Annotated in this window: 14 protein-coding genes, 1 tRNA gene and 1 pseudogene; 11 read left to right on the top strand and 5 right to left on the bottom strand. The window is 68.5% G+C overall.

Translation table 11 applies throughout. The annotated features are described in order from the left end of the window. Positions 1-2: 2 nt before the first annotated feature. From QK444_RS03150 to QK444_RS03130, 5 genes are all read left to right on the top strand, one after another. Positions 3-1,241, top strand: coding sequence for an MFS transporter (locus tag QK444_RS03150; protein WP_282776847.1), 1,239 nt, complete (start codon positions 3-5; stop codon positions 1,239-1,241). Next, positions 1,238-2,500 (top strand): amidohydrolase, encoded by a 1,263-nt coding sequence (locus QK444_RS03145; RefSeq protein ID WP_282776845.1) that lies wholly within the window; start codon positions 1,238-1,240, stop codon positions 2,498-2,500. Before QK444_RS03150 ends, QK444_RS03145 begins: the two co-directional genes overlap by 4 nt. Positions 2,501-2,553: 53 nt before the next feature. Further along, on the top strand, positions 2,554-3,255 hold the full coding sequence (locus QK444_RS03140) for a hypothetical protein (RefSeq protein WP_282776844.1): 702 nt from the start codon (positions 2,554-2,556) through the stop codon (positions 3,253-3,255). A gap of 17 nt (positions 3,256-3,272) precedes the next feature. Then, a complete protein-coding gene (locus QK444_RS03135) occupies positions 3,273-4,004 on the top strand; it encodes a hypothetical protein (RefSeq protein ID WP_282776842.1) in 732 nt (243 codons plus the stop codon). 91 nt (positions 4,005-4,095) lie between these two features. Then, a complete protein-coding gene (locus QK444_RS03130) occupies positions 4,096-5,508 on the top strand; it encodes a vanadium-dependent haloperoxidase (protein ID WP_282776840.1) in 1,413 nt (470 codons plus the stop codon). A gap of 104 nt (positions 5,509-5,612) precedes the next feature. Here the strand turns inward: QK444_RS03130 and QK444_RS03125 are convergent. Then, positions 5,613-6,008: pseudogene (locus QK444_RS03125) on the bottom strand (PadR family transcriptional regulator); the annotation flags it as partial. Between the two features lie 10 nt (positions 6,009-6,018). On the opposite strand from QK444_RS03125, the gene QK444_RS03120 reads away from it, so the two are divergent. Further along, positions 6,019-6,285, top strand: coding sequence for a DUF742 domain-containing protein (locus QK444_RS03120; RefSeq protein WP_282776838.1), 267 nt, complete (start codon positions 6,019-6,021; stop codon positions 6,283-6,285). A 13-nt stretch (positions 6,286-6,298) separates the two neighbouring features. Here the strand turns inward: QK444_RS03120 and glpK (QK444_RS03115) are convergent, their stop codons facing one another. Next, a complete protein-coding gene (gene glpK / locus QK444_RS03115; RefSeq protein WP_282776836.1) occupies positions 6,299-7,807 on the bottom strand; it encodes a glycerol kinase GlpK in 1,509 nt (502 codons plus the stop codon). A gap of 51 nt (positions 7,808-7,858) precedes the next feature. Beyond that, the gene (locus QK444_RS03110; RefSeq protein ID WP_282776834.1) at positions 7,859-8,611 is read right to left on the bottom strand and encodes an IclR family transcriptional regulator; all 753 of its coding nucleotides are present in this window, start codon (positions 8,609-8,611) and stop codon (positions 7,859-7,861) included. Positions 8,612-8,899: 288 nt separating this feature from the next. Between QK444_RS03110 and QK444_RS03105 the strand changes: the two genes are divergently transcribed. Together QK444_RS03105 and glpK (QK444_RS03100) are read left to right on the top strand one after the other, a co-directional pair. Next, positions 8,900-9,700 (top strand): MIP/aquaporin family protein, encoded by an 801-nt coding sequence (locus QK444_RS03105; protein ID WP_282776832.1) that lies wholly within the window; start codon positions 8,900-8,902, stop codon positions 9,698-9,700. Positions 9,701-9,747: 47 nt separating this feature from the next. Next, entirely contained in the window at positions 9,748-11,256 is a 1,509-nt protein-coding gene (gene glpK / locus QK444_RS03100) for a glycerol kinase GlpK (protein WP_282776830.1), read from the top strand. Between the two features lie 215 nt (positions 11,257-11,471). Here glpK (QK444_RS03100) and QK444_RS03095 read toward each other — a convergent pair. Next, positions 11,472-11,545, bottom strand: a tRNA-Met gene (locus QK444_RS03095). A gap of 488 nt (positions 11,546-12,033) precedes the next feature. Here QK444_RS03095 and QK444_RS03090 point away from each other — a divergent pair. Then, positions 12,034-12,570, top strand: a complete 537-nt coding sequence (locus QK444_RS03090) for a hypothetical protein (RefSeq protein WP_282776827.1) — start codon at positions 12,034-12,036, stop codon at positions 12,568-12,570. 284 nt (positions 12,571-12,854) lie between these two features. Here QK444_RS03090 and QK444_RS03085 read toward each other — a convergent pair whose 3' ends face one another. Next, positions 12,855-13,259: a nitroreductase family deazaflavin-dependent oxidoreductase gene (locus QK444_RS03085; RefSeq protein ID WP_282776825.1), complete on the bottom strand. Its 405-nt coding sequence runs from the start codon at positions 13,257-13,259 to the stop codon at positions 12,855-12,857. An 87-nt stretch (positions 13,260-13,346) separates the two neighbouring features. On the opposite strand from QK444_RS03085, the gene QK444_RS03080 reads away from it, so the two are divergent. Next, on the top strand, positions 13,347-13,949 hold the full coding sequence (locus QK444_RS03080; protein ID WP_282776823.1) for a TetR family transcriptional regulator: 603 nt from the start codon (positions 13,347-13,349) through the stop codon (positions 13,947-13,949). 320 nt (positions 13,950-14,269) lie between these two features. Continuing rightward, positions 14,270-15,643, top strand: a complete 1,374-nt coding sequence (locus QK444_RS03075; protein WP_282776822.1) for a sodium/glutamate symporter — start codon at positions 14,270-14,272, stop codon at positions 15,641-15,643. Positions 15,644-15,709 lie beyond the last annotated feature (66 nt).

Below are 15,709 nucleotides of genomic sequence, written 5' to 3'. Positions count from 1 at the left end.
GTTTGCTGCGTACCACTCGAATCACGGTGCTGCTGTTGTCGGCAGCTTGGATCGCCGACTACATCGACCGCATCGTCATCAATTTCGCGCTGCCCGCGATCGGCGACGACCTGAACCTCGACCACACCCAGCTGGGCATGGTGGTGTCGGTGTTCTTCCTCGCCTACGCGGGCATGCAGATTCCCGCCGGGTTGCTGGCCGACCGTTACGGCGCGCTCACGATGGGCACCATCGGCCTGCTCGCCTGGTCGGTCTTCACCGGACTGACCGCGGTGGCCTGGTCGTTCTCCACACTGCTCGCCATGCGGTTCCTGTTCGGGCTGGTGCAGGGCGTCTTTCCCCCGGCGGCGCTGAAGGCGCTGTCGGAACGCAGCCTGCCCGAGCAGCGCACTACCGCCAGCGGCTGGACCAATGCCTCCAACGCGGTCGGCACCCTGCTGGCCGCCCTGGTGGCCGCGATCCTGCTGCCCACCGTGGGCTGGCGCATCATGTTCGCCCTCATCTCGCTGTTGGGCGTCGCGGTACTGCTGGCGTGGCGACGCTGGATGCCCGAACCGCTGCCGGAGGCGGTGGCCGCACCCGATGCCCGACCCGCGCACGACGACCGGTTGCGACGGCTGGTCATGCGCTCACCGGCGCTGCTGGGATTCGCGGTGATCTTCTTCGGCTACGACGCGATCGTGTGGGGGCTGAGTGCGTGGATGCCCACCTATCTGCACGACGAGTACGGCGTCTCGACCAGCACGGCCGCGTTGATCGGACTGCCCGCCACGGTTTTCGCGGCCGTGGGAACGGTGGCGGGCGCGCGGCTGTCGGACCGCATCGGCGGGCGGCCCCGGCACATCGTGGTACCGGCCATGATCGTCACCGCCGCACTGGCCGTGGCCCTGCCGTACGCCGGGTCGGTACTCGTCTTCGTGATCGCGGCGACGGTGCTGGGCACGGTGGCGTCGCTGTGCTACATGCCCGCCTTCGCGGTCCCGCTGCGGGCACTGCCCACCGAGCTGCTGGGTTCGGCCACGGCGGTGATCATCTTCGGCGGCCAGCTCGCCGGAGTCGTCACTCCCCTGCTGTTCGGCGCGGTCACCGACCACGTCTCGTACACCGCGGCCTTCGCCACGCTGACCCTCGGACCGGTGCTGGCCATCGCGGCGGCGGCCGTCGTGCCGCAGACCGCCGATGCCTTCCGCGCCCTGCTGCCGCAACCACCCGCTCCCGAGCCGAAGGAGACCCTCGCATGACCATCACCCCGGACCAGTTGCGGCACAACGGTTTCCCCATGCCGGACGGGCCGGTCGACCCGCACTGGCAGCAGGTGTACCGGCACCTGCACGCGCATCCGGAACTGTCCGGCGCGGAATTCGACACCGCCCGGCTGGTCGCCGACGAGCTGCGTGCCCTGCCCGGCTGGGAGGTGAGCGAGGGCATCGGCGGCACCGGCGTGGTCGGCGTGCTGCACGGCGGACCCGGACCGGTGATCTGGCTGCGCGCCGATATGGACGCGCTACCCGTACAGGAGGACACCGGACTGGACTACATGTCCCGGAACCCCGGTGTGATGCACGCCTGCGGGCACGACATGCACGTCACCGCCCTGCTCGCCGCCTGCGCACGGCTCGCATCCGAACCCTTCACCGGCACCGTGGTGGCCATCTTCCAGCCCGCCGAGGAGACCGGCGGAGGGGCGCGCGCCATGCTCGACGACGGCCTGCTGGAGCGGGTGCCGCGACCGCGAATCTGCCTGGGCCAGCACGTGAGTCCGCTGCCCGCAGGGCTCATCGCCAGCAAGGGCGGCCCCATCATGGCCGCCTCGGATTCGGTGCGCATCGTGCTCAGCGGCAAGGGCGGCCACGGATCCACCCCGCATCTGGCCGTGGACCCGGTGTCCATGGCGGCGTCGCTGGTGCTGCGCCTGCAATCGCTGACCGCGCGACAGACGGCCCGGCCGTCGTCGCCGGTGCTCACGGTGGGCGCGCTGCACGCGGGAACCCGGCCCAACATCATTCCCGAGACGGCCGAAATGCTGTTGACGCTAAGAACTTTCAGCGACAGCGCCCGGCAGCTGATGCTGGACGGGATCGAGCGGCTCGCCCGGGCCGAGGTGGATGCCGCCGGTGCGCCGGAAGCGCCGCGGATCGAGTGCTACGACCGCTTCCCGGTCACGGTCAACACCCCCGCCGACACCGATCGCGTGCTCACCGCGTTCACCGCCGCCGGACTCCCCGCGCTCACGCTGCCGCACCCGCAGACCGGCAGCGAGGACTTCGGCGTACTCGGCACCGCGGCCGAATGCCCCTCGGTGTTCTGGCATATCGGCGGATACCCCCTGGACCGGTTCTCCGAGGAGGACCGGGCGGTCATGCTCGCCGACCACACCCTGCCCGCGAACATCCCCGCCAATCACTCGCCGCACTTCGCGCCCGATCCGGAACAGACCCTGCCCGCGGCCACCGCCGCGATGGTCACCGCCGCGCGCACCGAACTCGCCGTCGAGGCGTAACCCCCGGCCGTCCCTGCCGGACGGCATGCACCACCCATGATGAGGAACAACAGATGAGTATTCGTCGAGCAGCCCTGACCACGGCCCTCCTGGCCGCGAGCGTCGTCACCGGCACCGCGACCGCGACGGCCGCACCGGAGACCGCCGCCGAACCGGTCTCCTTCCGCGCGAACCTGACCGGCGACACCGTGGTCACCACCCTCGAGCACGGGACCTTCACCCTGGCCGCGGATACGGGGGCGGTCACGATCAGCGATACCGCCGGACGCCCGCTCCAGGTGGTCCCGCTGTCGTTCACCCTCGACGGGCAACGGCTGCCGCTGCGGCAGCAGATCAGCGCCGACGGCCGCACCCTCCGGCTCACACCGGAGCTCGACGGCCTGAACCGAACGGCGCTGCGACCGGTGGCCTCACCGCTGGAAAACCAGCTCGCCATGAACGATCTCATCAATGCCGTCAGCCTGGGCACCTCGGTCGGCAGCCTGATCGGCACCGCGATCGGCGCGGTCGCGGGCGTCGGCGTGGGCATCGCGCTGGCCGGTGCGTCGTGCCTGGTGTTGAGCCTGGGCTGTGTGGTGGCGGTGCTGCCCATCGTCAGCATGGTCGCCGCGGCCGGTGGTCTCGCCGGTCTCATCCTCGGCGGCGGCCCCACCGCGGCGGCAGCGGCCTTCGACTACTGGACCACACTCAACGCGGCTCCGGGCGAGAGCCGGTACGCCCCGCACCTGCCGGGCGTCCAGGCACCCGCGAACTGAGTGGACGGAGACCGATGATGCGCATTCGCACAACAGCTTTCGCCGCGATCGTGACCGCCGGGGCAATGGGCGCGGCGGCCACACCCGCCGCCGCCGACCCACCGACGGCGCACTACAGCTCCGTCGTCGCCGACGGCTCCGTCACCACCACCCTGGAGGGCGCGACGTTCGCGCTCACCGCGGACGGGCGGACGGTGCTCGCCCACGACCCGACGGGACACGAGGTCCTGCGCCTGCCACTGGCGTTCGAACTCGACGGTGCGGTGCACCCGATCCGGCACCGCATCGACGATGCGGGACGCACGCTGGTGCTCACCCCGGACCTCGAACCGCGCCCGGTCGCCTCACCCATGGAAAACCAACTGGCACTGGGCGAATGGGCCGGGAACATGACCAAGGGCGCACTGGTCGGCACCCTCGGCGGATTCGTGCTGGGCGCGCTGGTGGGCGCCGCACTCGGCCTCGGCTCATGCCTGGTGGTCGGTCCGGGCTGCCTGGCGACCACACCGGCGGCGATCATGGCCTTCGCCGCCGGTGGCGGCCTGCTCGGCACCCTGGCGGTGGGCGGCGTGGCCCTGGCCGACGGCCTGTGGAAATACATCACCACCCTGCAGGCCGCACCGGGTGAGAGCGCGTACGCCGACAACGACGGCCTACTCGACCCCAACGGCACCGGCGTCCCCGACGCCAACCTGCGCCTGCCGCCGCTGCCGTTCAAGGCGTTGATGAGCGGTTCCGCGGGGCGCTGACAGGCCGGACGCGGCCTGCCCCGGCTTCTTCGGGCTGTCGCTCGATCAGCCCGTGTGTTGCACTGGAAGGAACTCGACGGGAGGCGGAGTCATGGACTCAATCCTGTACTGGAATTCCATTGCGCTGGAAGCTAATCGAGTAAGTCACAGTAATGGCGCCAGGGAACAGACCGGGCCGCCGCTCAGCGCACGCGCGTTGGCGATGGTGCACCTGGCCATGCACGACGGGTACATCGGCGCACTGGGTGCGGGCGCGAAATATCGCCCGTACCTGCCGGATTCGGCACCGGCCCCACCGGGCGCGGCCGCGGACGCGGCGGTGGCCGGAGCGGCGCATCGAACGCTGACATCCTTGTACCCGAGCCAGACACGAGCGTTCGACGAGGCGCTGGACTACCCGGGGCTCAGTGGTCCCGGCGCCGACGAGGGGTTGAAGTACGGCCGCCTGATCGCCGAACGAATTCTCGACGACCGCTCGGACGATCCCGGGGTCGGTGACGACGGCTATCGGCCCTCACCCGAGCGGTATCGGCACCGCCCGGACCCGTTCAATCCGGACCAGGGTTTCCACGGGCCGTTCTACGGTGCGCGCTCGAAACTGTTCGCCGCGACCCGTCGCCACCAGATCGATCCACCGCATCGCGGTGACGACGTATATCTCGAATCGCAGCGAATCGTGCGGGCCACCGGCGTAGCGCCCGACCTGCTGAGCACCATCCCGCAATTCCTCATCGACGGTCTGCCGCCCGACCGGCGTCGCCGCACCGAGGAACGCACCCTCATCGGCATGTTCTGGGCCTACGACGGAGCTCACGGCATCGGCACCCCGCCGCGGTTCAACAACCAGATCCTCCGGAAGGTCGCCGCCCGCCGCAACACCTCCACCGAGGACAACGCACGCTTGTTCGCGCTCGTCAATGTGGCCATGGCCGATGCCGGCATTCTCGGGTGGGAGGAGAAGTACCGCCACGACCTGTGGCGACCCGTGGTCGGCATTCGGGAGCACGACCCGTCGTTGGGACCGGCCGCACGCGAGGGCGACAACGACATCACCACCGATTGCCAGACCGACTGGCGTCCACTCGGCTCACCGGCATCGAATACGACCAATCGCAACTTCACCCCGAACTTCCCCGCCTACCCGTCCGGCCACGCGACCTTCGCCGCCGCCGCATTCCACATCGCCCGCCGCTTCTACGGCATACCCGCCGACGACCAGAATCCCGACACCCTCACCGAGGGCCTCACCTTCATCTCCGACGAACTGAACGGCGTGACCACGGACAACACCGGCGCGGTCCGCCCCCGCCACGTCCGCACCTTCCCCGACGGCCTCCACCAGATGATCGTCGAGAACGGCCGCAGCCGAATCTGGTTGGGCGTCCACTGGGAATTCGACTTCGCCCCGAGACCCCTCGGCATAGGCGGCCTGCCCCTCGGACTCGCGATCGCAAACGACATCTTCGACACCGGCATGCGGAAATCCACGGTCGGCCCGCGCTGACACGCGTGGTCTTCACCGAGACGAAACAGCGGGCGACGGGTCGGTGGTGATGACCACACCGCACGGTCTCGGCCCTGCCGTGTTTCGGCAGCGGTGCCGACGAATCACCCGGCGCGTGCGGCGATACGACGGTCGATGACCGATAGCGCGAACTCCGACCAGCGAATGTTCTCCTGTTCGAAGGAGATTCCGCGCAGTAGCGTCAGGTAAGGGCCGATCCGGTCGGACTCCTCCAGGTACGCCTGCTCGCTGCGGCCGTTCAGCAACCGGGTGCGCAGGCGTTCGTAGCGGGCCAGTTCCGCCGTCGCCCACGCCGATTTCTCTTCCGGGGCCGTCCGTACCACCAAGGCATCCTCGTTCTCCATGCCCTGGACCTTCACCAGCAACTCGTCCCCGATGGCGGTGGGCTTGACGGGCTCGGCGATGAACGCGCGCAAGGCGGCGCGGCCCGCGGGGGTGATCGAGTGCAGGCGCTTGTTCGGCCGCCGCTCCTGCTGCACCGATGTGGACATGGTCACCCGAGTGGTCGCCTCCAGCCTCGGCAGGCTGCGCCGCCACGAACCCGAATACGCTGCCATCGTGGAACTGACGCGGTCGCCGCTCTCGGTGGCCGAGATCGCCGCCCGGCTGCACCTGCCGATCACCGCGACCAAGCTCCTGGTCGGAGATCTCATCGGTGACGGCGTCCTCGACATCCGCGCTCCCGCCGTCGGCCCGGGTTCCGCCGACGACCTCACTGTGCTCCGTGCGGTCCTGAAAGGGATTCAGGCCCTGTAACAGTCGGCGGCAGCTATCTCGGCGGCTGGGACCAGCCGAAGGTGAGTTCCACCGCGCGCTTCCAATTGCCGTACTCGGCCTTCACGTGTTCGGGATCCGCCTGCGGCTGCCATTCGGCCGCGCGATGCCAGTTGCGGCGCAGCACCTCGAGGTCGGCCCAGTAGCCGACGGCCAGCCCGGCGGCGTAGGCGACGCCCAGGGAGACGGTCTCGATGACCATGGGGCGCTTGACCGGAACGTCGAGGACATCGGCCACGAACTGCATGAGCAGGTGGTCGGTGGTCATGCCGCCGTCCACCTTGAGCGCGGTCGCCTGGAGCCCGGAGTCGGCGTTCATGGCGTCGACGACCTCGCGGGTCTGCCACGCGGTGGCCTCGAGCACGGCCCGGGCCAGGTGCCCCTTGGTGACATAGGAGGTGAGCCCGACGATGATGCCGCGGGCCTCGCTGCGCCAGTGCGGCGCGAACAGGCCGGAGAAGGCGGGCACGATGTAGCAGCCGCCGTTGTCGTCGACGGTGCGGGCGAGCGTCTCGATTTCCGGTGCGCTGGAAATCAATCCGAGCCCGTCGCGGAACCACTGGACCAGTGACCCGGTGACGGCGATGGAGCCTTCCAGCGCGTACATGGCCGGCGCGTCGCCGATGCGGTAGCCGACGGTGGTGAGTAGTCCATGAGTGGACCGGACCGGCGACCGGCCGGTGTTCATGAGCAGGAAACCGCCGGTGCCATAGGTGCATTTGGTGTCCCCGCGGGAGAAACAGGTCTGCCCGAACAGCGCCGCCTGCTGATCGCCGAGCGCGGCGGCGATGGTAATGCCGGGCACCACGCGGCGCGTGACGCCGTAGACCTCGCTGGAGGAGCGGATCTCCGGCAGCATGGCCGGGGGAATATCGAAGAAGGACAACAACTCCCGGTCCCACTCCAGGGTCTCGAGATTCATCAGCAGGGTCCGGCTGGCATTGGTGACGTCGGTGAGGTGGATGCCGCCGTCGACGCCGCCGGTCAGATTCCAGATCAGCCAGGTCTCCATGGTGCCGAACAGGACATCGCCGCGTTCGGCGCGGGCCCGCAACCCGGGGACGGAGTCGAGCAGCCAGCGCAGCTTGGGCGCGGAGAAGTAGGTGCCCAGCGGCAGCCCGCTCAGCTCGGGCACGCGGTGGGCGTCGGGCCGATCGCTCAGCGATCGCACCAGATCCGCGGTGCGGACGTCCTGCCACACGATGGCCTTGCCCACCGGATGCCCGGTGTGGCGGTCCCAGACGACGCTGGTCTCGCGCTGATTGGTAATGCCGAGCGCGACAATCTGCTCGCGGGCGATGCTCGCATCGCGCAGGGCGCGGGGAATGATGCGATCGACATTGCGCCAGATCTCCATCGCGTCCTGTTCGGCCCAGCCGGGCTTGGGAAAGTAGTGCTGGTGTTCGCGCTGCGCCACCGAAACCAGCCGACCGGCTGGGTCGAACACTATGCAGCGGGTCGAGGTCGTTCCCTGATCGATGGCCATCACATAGCGCTGCGTCATTGGGCGCGCCTTTCTGCGGGTAGAGCGAATCGGGGCCCTCGCGCCCCGGGATTACTTGTTCTCGACCAGATCTCGCGACACCGCGCGGGCGGCGTGACGCACGTAGCCGAGCAGTGCCGGGTCCGGTCCCCGGCCGGTCGGGAAGATCCGTTCGGCGGCGCCGGAGATGCCGATCGCACCGACCACCAGGCCGCCGTGCGAGCGGATCGAGGCGGCGATGCTCGCCTCGCCGGGCTCGAGCTCGCCGTACTCGCCGGCCCACGCGTTGTCCCTGACATCCGCCAGCGATTTGGCGAGCAGCGCCGGTTGGATCACGGTGCGGCGGGTGAGCGACTCGAGCTTCCCGGCGCGGATGCGGGCCGCCAGATCACTGTCGTAGGCGAGCAGGATCTTGCCGAGCGCGGTGGCGTGCAGCGGCAGCAGCGCGCCCACATCGAGGGTCTGCGGGGTGTCGTCCGGCCGGAAGACATGGTGCGCCACGAGAACACGGTCCTGGGATGCCACACCGATCCGGACGGCCTCACCGCTGCGCGCGGCGAGAGCGTCGGCCCAGTTGATCGCCCGGGAACGCAGTTCATTGGCGTCCAGGTGACCGGCGCCCAAGTACCGCAGTGCCGTACCGAGCCGGTACTTCCCGCCGCCGCGATCCTGTTCGACGAAGCCGATGGCCTGCAGCGTCCGCAGGATGCCGTGCGCGGTCCCCTTGGCGAGCTCGAGCGAGCTGGCGATATCACCGACACCCAGACCGCCTGAACTGCGGGCGAGCAATTGCAGCATCGCGCCCGCACGCTCGATCGATTGCACCGGGCCCGGCATAGCGGACAACGTATTCCATCGAACGCGGTCCGACAATGTCGAACGCCGAACCGCCGTTGGCCCACGGTCGGCGCCCCATCATGACCTGCACCTTCTTCAATGTGATCTAGGTCATAGTGCCTTTCGGCAGCGTAACGCGCAGATTCGGCGGAATCGAGCGTTCGACATTGTCGAACCGACCGGATTGAATGTGTGCCACGTCACCGTAGAGTTCTGCGCACTTTCGGGGTCCGGGCAACGTGGTCCGGGACCACCCCACGGACGAATGGAGCAATCGTGGGTCTCGCAGAGGTTTTCGTCAGCGAGGTGTTCGGCACGGGAGTGCTGATACTGCTCGGCGGCGGAGTCGTGGCCAATGTCCTGCTGGCGAAGTCCAAGGGCGCCGACGGCGGCTGGCTGCTGATCAGTTTCGGATGGGGATTCGCCGTGATGGCGGGCGTCTACGTCGCCTTCAAGTCCGGCGCGCACCTCAATCCCGCGGTGACACTGGGGATTCTGAGCAGCGGGGCACAGGAGTACGCCCCGGGCGTCGCCATCTCGTTCGGATCGACGGTGGCCTATGTGGCCGGGCAGCTCCTCGGCGCGTTCCTCGGCGCCTGTCTGGTATTCGTGGCGTACAAGCAGCATTTCGACGCCGAGACCGACGAGGGCAAGAAGCTGGCCGTCTTCTCGACCGGCCCGGCCATCCGCAGCTACGGCTGGAATCTCGCCACCGAAGCGATCGGCACCTTCATCCTGGTGCTGGTGGTCCTCTCGTTCGGGAAGACGCCCTCCGGTCTCGGCCCACTCGCGGTCGCGCTGCTGGTGGTCGGTATCGGCGCCTCGCTCGGCGGCCCGACGGGCTACGCCATCAACCCGGCCCGCGACCTCGGCCCGCGCATCGCGCACGCGGTACTGCCGCTGCGGCGCACCGCCCCGGAACCGGTCCACGCGCACTCCGCGAGCCTGGGCGCGGCCGCCCGACCGGCGCCCGAACCCGCCGCCGGATCCAGTGACTGGGCCTACTCCTGGGTCCCCGTCGTCGGCCCGCTGATCGGCGGCGTGCTGGCCGGGCTCGTCTCGCAGCTCATCTTCTGATCGAATCACGCGCAGCACCAAACAGTTTCGCCGAAGGAGAAATCCCCATGTCACGATACGTCGCAGCGATCGACCAGGGCACCACCTCGACCCGCGCCATGATCTTCGACCACGCGGGCACGGTCATCGCCGTCGACCAGCGCGAGCACAGCCAGATCTTCCCGCGCGCGGGCTGGGTGGAACACGATCCGGCCGAGGTCTGGGAGAACACCCGCGCGGTGGTCGCGGGCGCACTGGCCAAGGGTGATCTCACCGCCGCCGATATCGCCGCGGTCGGCATCACCAACCAGCGCGAGACCACCGTGGTCTGGGATCGCGCCACCGGGGAACCGGTCTACAACGCGATCGTGTGGCAGGATACCCGCACCGACCGCATCGCCGAGGAGCTGGGCCAGCTCGGTGGCGGACAGGAACGGTACCGGGAAAAGACCGGATTGCCGCTGGCGACGTACTTCTCCGGACCGAAGATCAAGTGGATTCTGGACAATGTCGACGGCGCCCGGGAGCGCGCGGAGGCGGGCGAACTGGCCTTCGGCAATATGGACACCTGGATCCTGTGGAATATGACCGGCGGCACGGACGGCGGCGTGCACGCCACCGATCCGACCAATGCCTCGCGCACGCTGCTGATGGATCTGGAGACGCTGCAATGGGATTCGGAGATCGCGGCGGAGATGGGCGTGCCGCTGTCACTGCTCCCCGAAATCCGTTCGTCCTCCGAGGTGTACGGCACGGTGCGCGCCCGCGGCGCGCTGGCCGGCGTGCCCATCGCCGGCATTCTCGGCGACCAGCAGGCCGCCACCTTCGGCCAGGCCTGCCTGTCGCCCGGCGAAGCCAAGAACACCTACGGCACCGGTAATTTCGTGCTGCTCAATACCGGGAACGACAAGGTGCTCTCCAACAACGGCCTGCTGACCACGGTCTGCTACCAGCTCGGCGACGCCAAGCCGGTGTACGCGCTGGAGGGGGCCATCGCAGTGACCGGTTCGCTGGTGCAGTGGCTGCGCGACAACCTCGGCATGATCGGTTCGGCGGCCGAGATCGAGGAGCACGCGCGGACCGTCGAGGACAATGGCGGCGCGTACTTCGTGCCCGCCTTCTCCGGCCTGTTCGCGCCCTACTGGCGCTCCGATGCCCGCGGCGCGATCGTCGGGCTGACGCGCTTCGTCAGCAAGGGCCATCTCGCGCGGGCCGTCCTGGAGGCCACCGCCTTCCAGACCCGCGAGGTCATCGACGCCATGAACGCCGACTCCGGTGTCGCGCTCACCTCGCTCAAGGTGGACGGCGGTATGGTCGTCAACGAACTGCTCATGCAGTTCCAGGCCGACATCCTGGGAGTCGAGGTCATTCGCCCGGTCGTCGCGGAGACCACCGCGCTCGGCGCGGCCTACGCCGCCGGTCTCGCCGTCGGATTCTGGGAGAGCGAGGACGCCATCCGGACGAACTGGGCCGAGGACAAGCGCTGGCACCCCGCCCTGGACGAGACCCGCCGGGAAGCCGAGTACCGCAACTGGAAGAAAGCCGTCACCAAGACCTTCGATTGGGTCGAGGACTGACCTCCCGCCCCTGAATCCACCCGGCTACCAAGGAGAAACTGCAACGCCCGCCCCACGTCTCGGCCCGGACTATCGCACGTCCGCGTTGCGGAAGCTCGCCGACGCCGCCCGGCTGGCCGCCGGAAAGCCGTCCCCGGCCTGAGCAACGGACGAGGATGCGTCCGGCACATACGAGATCGGCCCGAAACCTACTGGTTCCGGGCCGTTTTCCCTAGTAGCGGGGACAGGATTTGAACCTGCGACCTCTGGGTTATGAGCCCAGCGAGCTACCGAGCTGCTCCACCCCGCGTCGGTGGGTACTACGCTACCCAGTACTTGGGGGTAGTACCTAATCCGCTGGCGGGAGGGGGTTTTGCGGTGGTGAAGGTGGGGTCGGCGGCTGTCGCCGAGTAGGGCCGGGGCGGCGCGCCAGGCGCGGGCCAGGCCGAATTCGGCGACGCCGCGGATCAGGTCGCGGAAGGTCGCGTCGGTGGCGCCGTCGGTTCGGGCCAGTTCCGCGCGCAGGCGCAGGGCATCGAGGGTGCGTTGAGGCAGAACGCGGCCGAAAGTGCTCATCAGGCGGGACTTCTTGCCGACCGGATAGCGGACGCGGGGCCTGCGGGCGGTCACCGCGTGCAGGATGGCCTGGGCGACCACGTCCGGGCTGGAACCGGCCCGCTCCTCACGCAGCGAGGCGGCGCGGCCGCGTCCGTCGAATGACCGATCGCCTCCCCGCCGCGCGAGCTGCCGTCCCACCTCGCGACCCTGACCGAGGACATCGACGCGTCGGAGACCACCGTGTTCCGCGCGGTCCTGCGCCCGCCGGGTGAAGGCGACGAGCTGCTCGCAGCCCGGGGCATCCGACCGGCGCGCTTCGACGTCGTCGTGCTGATCCGCACCGAATCCGTCGACGCCGCACTGGCGGTGCGGGACAGCCCCGCCTATCGGAAGCTGGCCGAGACGCTGGGCGCGCAGGCCCGCCGCACCCACGAGATCGTGGCGCGCAACGCCGGACGACTCGGCGACGTGGACCACGGCCGAGACGACCGCTTCCTGGTCAATTACTTCTACGCCGACGACCGCGAAACCCTGCTACAGGTGTGGCAGTACACCGCCGGTTGGTTCCAGGCGAAGACCGCGCTGCCCAACTCGGCGCTGATGCAGCCGCTGGAGCACGAGCCGGCCGACTACGGACTGATCAACCATGCCAGCTGGCCACACTGGCGGACCTTCCTGCCCAGCCTGATCTTCCGGCCGACCTTCCGCAGTTTTCGTGCTGGCCAGTTTCAAGCCAATGGCATTGCCGCGCAACCGATCATCTACCGCAAGGTGTGACGTCCTCAGCTCAGCTCCGGGAACCTGCTCAACTCGGCGCGCGAGGAGACCCCCAACTTGGGAAACGCCTTGTACAGGTGGGAAGCGACGGTGTGGGGCGGGCGAGCCGATCGTGGGAGCGCGCCGGATCACCCACCCGGACCGCGGCCTCGACGTAATCCGGCCAGGAGTACCGCCACCCGCCCGTACCGCATCACTCTCCAAAACAGTTGGCCGCCAAGTGGATAACGGAATGTATCACCGGTCGTCGCGGCGTGCCGGACGGTGCGCGGCTGGGCGGCGGGTCAGCGGGTGGCGGGCGTGAGTTCGCGGACCACGTTCGCGCTCAGGAAGTCCGGCGCCTTGATCACGTACCGGAGCATGAAGCGAATGAAGGCGGGCATGTCGGCGGCCGTGGGATCGCGGTAGACGTGTGGATTGTCGACCTCGTAGGTGCGCCGCCGCGTCTCGAGCTGGAAGTGTCCGGCCGCGAGCACATTTCGCACCCAATCGGATTCGGCACCGTAGGTCAGCGCGATCACGAAGCCACCGTCACGGCGGAACGCCCACAGCGGAGTGCGGAAGACCTTGCCGGATTTGCGTCCGCGATGCACCACCACCGCCCATCCGGGCGCCCACGGCGCGATGAACTTGGTGATGCGATTGAGCCCGGCCTTGTTGACGCGAGCGACCCAGCGTGGAGCAGGCATCTCAGAAACTCCTCACTTGTGGAATTATACACCCCAGACTACCGCCGCCACACGCCAGAAGTCAACGCTTGTAGAATTCCTGACACCATGCCACCGATCGGACGCAGACCAGGAAAAACCGATACCCGCGAGGTGCTGCTGGCCACGGCCCGCCGCCGCTTCGCCGCCACCGGCTACGAACGGACCAGCGTGCGTGAGATCGCGGCCGAGGCGGGCGTCGACCCGGGCCTGATCCGTCATTATTTCGGCAGCAAGGCCGAACTCTTCCGCGCCACCATGGGCTGGCCCTTCGAGCCCGCTGACATCGCCGCCCGCATTACCGACGGCGACCCGGAACAACTCGGCGAACGCCTGACCCGCGTCTTCTTCGAGATCTGGGACGAGCCCGACACCCGGGCTCCACTGTTGGCCATCCTGCGCGGAGCCGCCACCCACGACGAGTCCGCGACACTCGTCCGCCAGTTCATCCAGGGTCGCGTCTACTCCGAAATCGCCTCCGCCCTACCGTTTCCCGACGCGGAACTGCGCATCGACCTGGCCATGGCGCACCTCGTGGGCGTCGCCTACCTCCGCTACATCCTGCGGGTGGAACCGGTGGCCTCCGAACCCCGCGACAGCCTCGTCGCCCGCATCGCACCCGCAGTCTCGCTGCACCTCGGCGACGACCCGAGTACCGACACTCCCGCCTGAGGGCGACGGCCGCCGACCAGCGGTCCGAGACGCACCCGCTCGACTTCCCCGGAGTGGAAAGCTTCGTCCAACTCCTGTGACACACTCAATAACGTACCGCCGCTTAGCGGCACGATATTTAGGGAAGTTATCTCGGGTTGTCGCCGCCGAAGACGGCGACCCGTGACACACGTCGTGCCACCGCCGTGACGAATACGCGCCGTCGGGTATCTGCCTCGGGTACCCGGAGACGCGCTGAAAGGGTCTTGATGTCTGCGAACACAATAGGTTTCGCGTTACTCCTCATCGGAGTGATGATGTTGGTTTCCAAGATCATCCGTGTGAAATGGCGATTGGCGCAGAAGCTGTTCATTCCGAGTTCGATCATCGGCGGTGTGCTCGCGCTGCTGATCGGCCCCGATGTGCTCGGTCGGATCGCTTCGGCGGTCGGATTCGACGGGTTCGCCGACGCGGGCCTGTTCACCACGGAGATCCTCGACGTCTGGAGCAGCCTGCCGGGGCTGCTCATCTCACTGGTATTCGCCGGGCTGTTCATGGGACACCGCCTGCCGTCGCCGAAGGAGGCCCTGAACATCGCCGGGCCGCAGATCTCCTTCGGTATGACCATCGCCAGCGGCCAGTACGTCGTCGGCCTGCTGTTGGCGATACTCGTGCTGGTCCCGCTGTTCGATGTGCCGGTCTGGACCGGCGCGCTGATCGAGATCGGCTTCGAGGGTGGACACGGCACCGCCGCCGGAATGGCGGACACCTTCGCCGAATTCGGATTCGCGGAGGCGCAGGACCTCGCCCTCGGTCTGGCCACCGTCGGCATCCTGTCCGGTGTCATCGTGGGTATCGCCCTGATCAATTGGGGTGTGCGCCGCAACAAGACCCAGATCCTCCGCAGTGACGCCTCGCCCTCGGTGGCCGAGCAGGCCGGGCTCGTGGAGAAGGAGCGCCGTCGCGCCGCGGGCACCCTGACGGTGCAGCCGTCGTCCATCGAAACGCTCACCCTGCACTTCGGCCTGCTGGCGCTGGGCGTGCTGATCGGCTGGCTGCTGCTCACCGGCATCCAGTGGGTCGAATCGAAGCTGTGGGCCGACAGCTTCGAGCTGTTCGCCTATGTCCCGCTGTTCCCGATCGCCATGGTCGGCGGCATCATCGTCCAGCTGGCCATCCAGGCCTTCGACCGCGACGAGATCGTCGATCAGCAGCTGATCGAACGGTTGCAGGGCTTCTCGCTCGACGTCCTGGTGATCGCGGCCCTGGGAACGCTGTCACTGTCGGCCATCGCGTCGAATATCGGGCCGTTCCTGCTGCTGGCCGGTGCGGGTCTGGCCTGGACGGTGGGCGCCTTCATCTTCCTGGCGCCGCGAATGCTGCCGAACTTCTGGTTCGAACGCGGCATCGCCGACACCGGCCAGGCGCTGGGCGTCACCTCCACCGGGCTCATCCTGCTCCGCGTGGTCGACCCCAACCTGGAGACACCCGCCTACTCCGCCTTCGGTTACAAGCAGCTCCTGCTGGAACCGTTCTTCGGCGGGGGTCTGGTCACGGCCGGGGTCATTCCGATCATCGCCAACTTCGGCGTCGGCTGGGTGCTCGGCTCGATGCTGGTGCTGCTCGTGGCATCGCTGACGGTCGGCATGCTGTACTTCGGGCGGCAGCGAACGCCCGCGCCGCCGGTGGCCAAGGATCAGGTCACGACCGGCTGATTCGGTACACGACGAGGGCGCTGAGACGGATTAACCCCGAAGCGCCCACGTCGTATTCCCCGTGCT

Origin of the sequence: Nocardia sp. CC201C (genome assembly GCF_030010695.1) — a bacterium.
In the GTDB taxonomy this organism is placed as follows: domain Bacteria; phylum Actinomycetota; class Actinomycetes; order Mycobacteriales; family Mycobacteriaceae; genus Nocardia; species Nocardia otitidiscaviarum.
The sequence above is the reverse complement of the archived record's forward strand: the minus strand, read 5'-3'. Positions and strand labels throughout refer to the sequence as shown.

Bases quoted from the DNA above. Each gene is read 5' to 3' on its own strand.
- glpK (WP_282776836.1), bottom strand. From the start codon at position 7,807: ATGACGCAGCGCTATGTGATGGCCATCGATCAGGGAACGACCTCGACC.
- QK444_RS03120 (WP_282776838.1), top strand. From the start codon at position 6,019: ATGGTCACCCGAGTGGTCGCCTCCAGCCTCGGCAGGCTGCGCCGCCAC.
- QK444_RS03085 (WP_282776825.1), bottom strand. From the start codon at position 13,259: ATGCCTGCTCCACGCTGGGTCGCTCGCGTCAACAAGGCCGGGCTCAAT.
- QK444_RS03140 (WP_282776844.1), top strand. From the start codon at position 2,554: ATGAGTATTCGTCGAGCAGCCCTGACCACGGCCCTCCTGGCCGCGAGC.
- QK444_RS03145 (WP_282776845.1), top strand. From the start codon at position 1,238: ATGACCATCACCCCGGACCAGTTGCGGCACAACGGTTTCCCCATGCCG.
- QK444_RS03080 (WP_282776823.1), top strand. From the start codon at position 13,347: ATGCCACCGATCGGACGCAGACCAGGAAAAACCGATACCCGCGAGGTG.
- QK444_RS03135 (WP_282776842.1), top strand. From the start codon at position 3,273: ATGCGCATTCGCACAACAGCTTTCGCCGCGATCGTGACCGCCGGGGCA.
- QK444_RS03130 (WP_282776840.1), top strand. From the start codon at position 4,096: ATGGACTCAATCCTGTACTGGAATTCCATTGCGCTGGAAGCTAATCGA.
- glpK (WP_282776830.1), top strand. From the start codon at position 9,748: ATGTCACGATACGTCGCAGCGATCGACCAGGGCACCACCTCGACCCGC.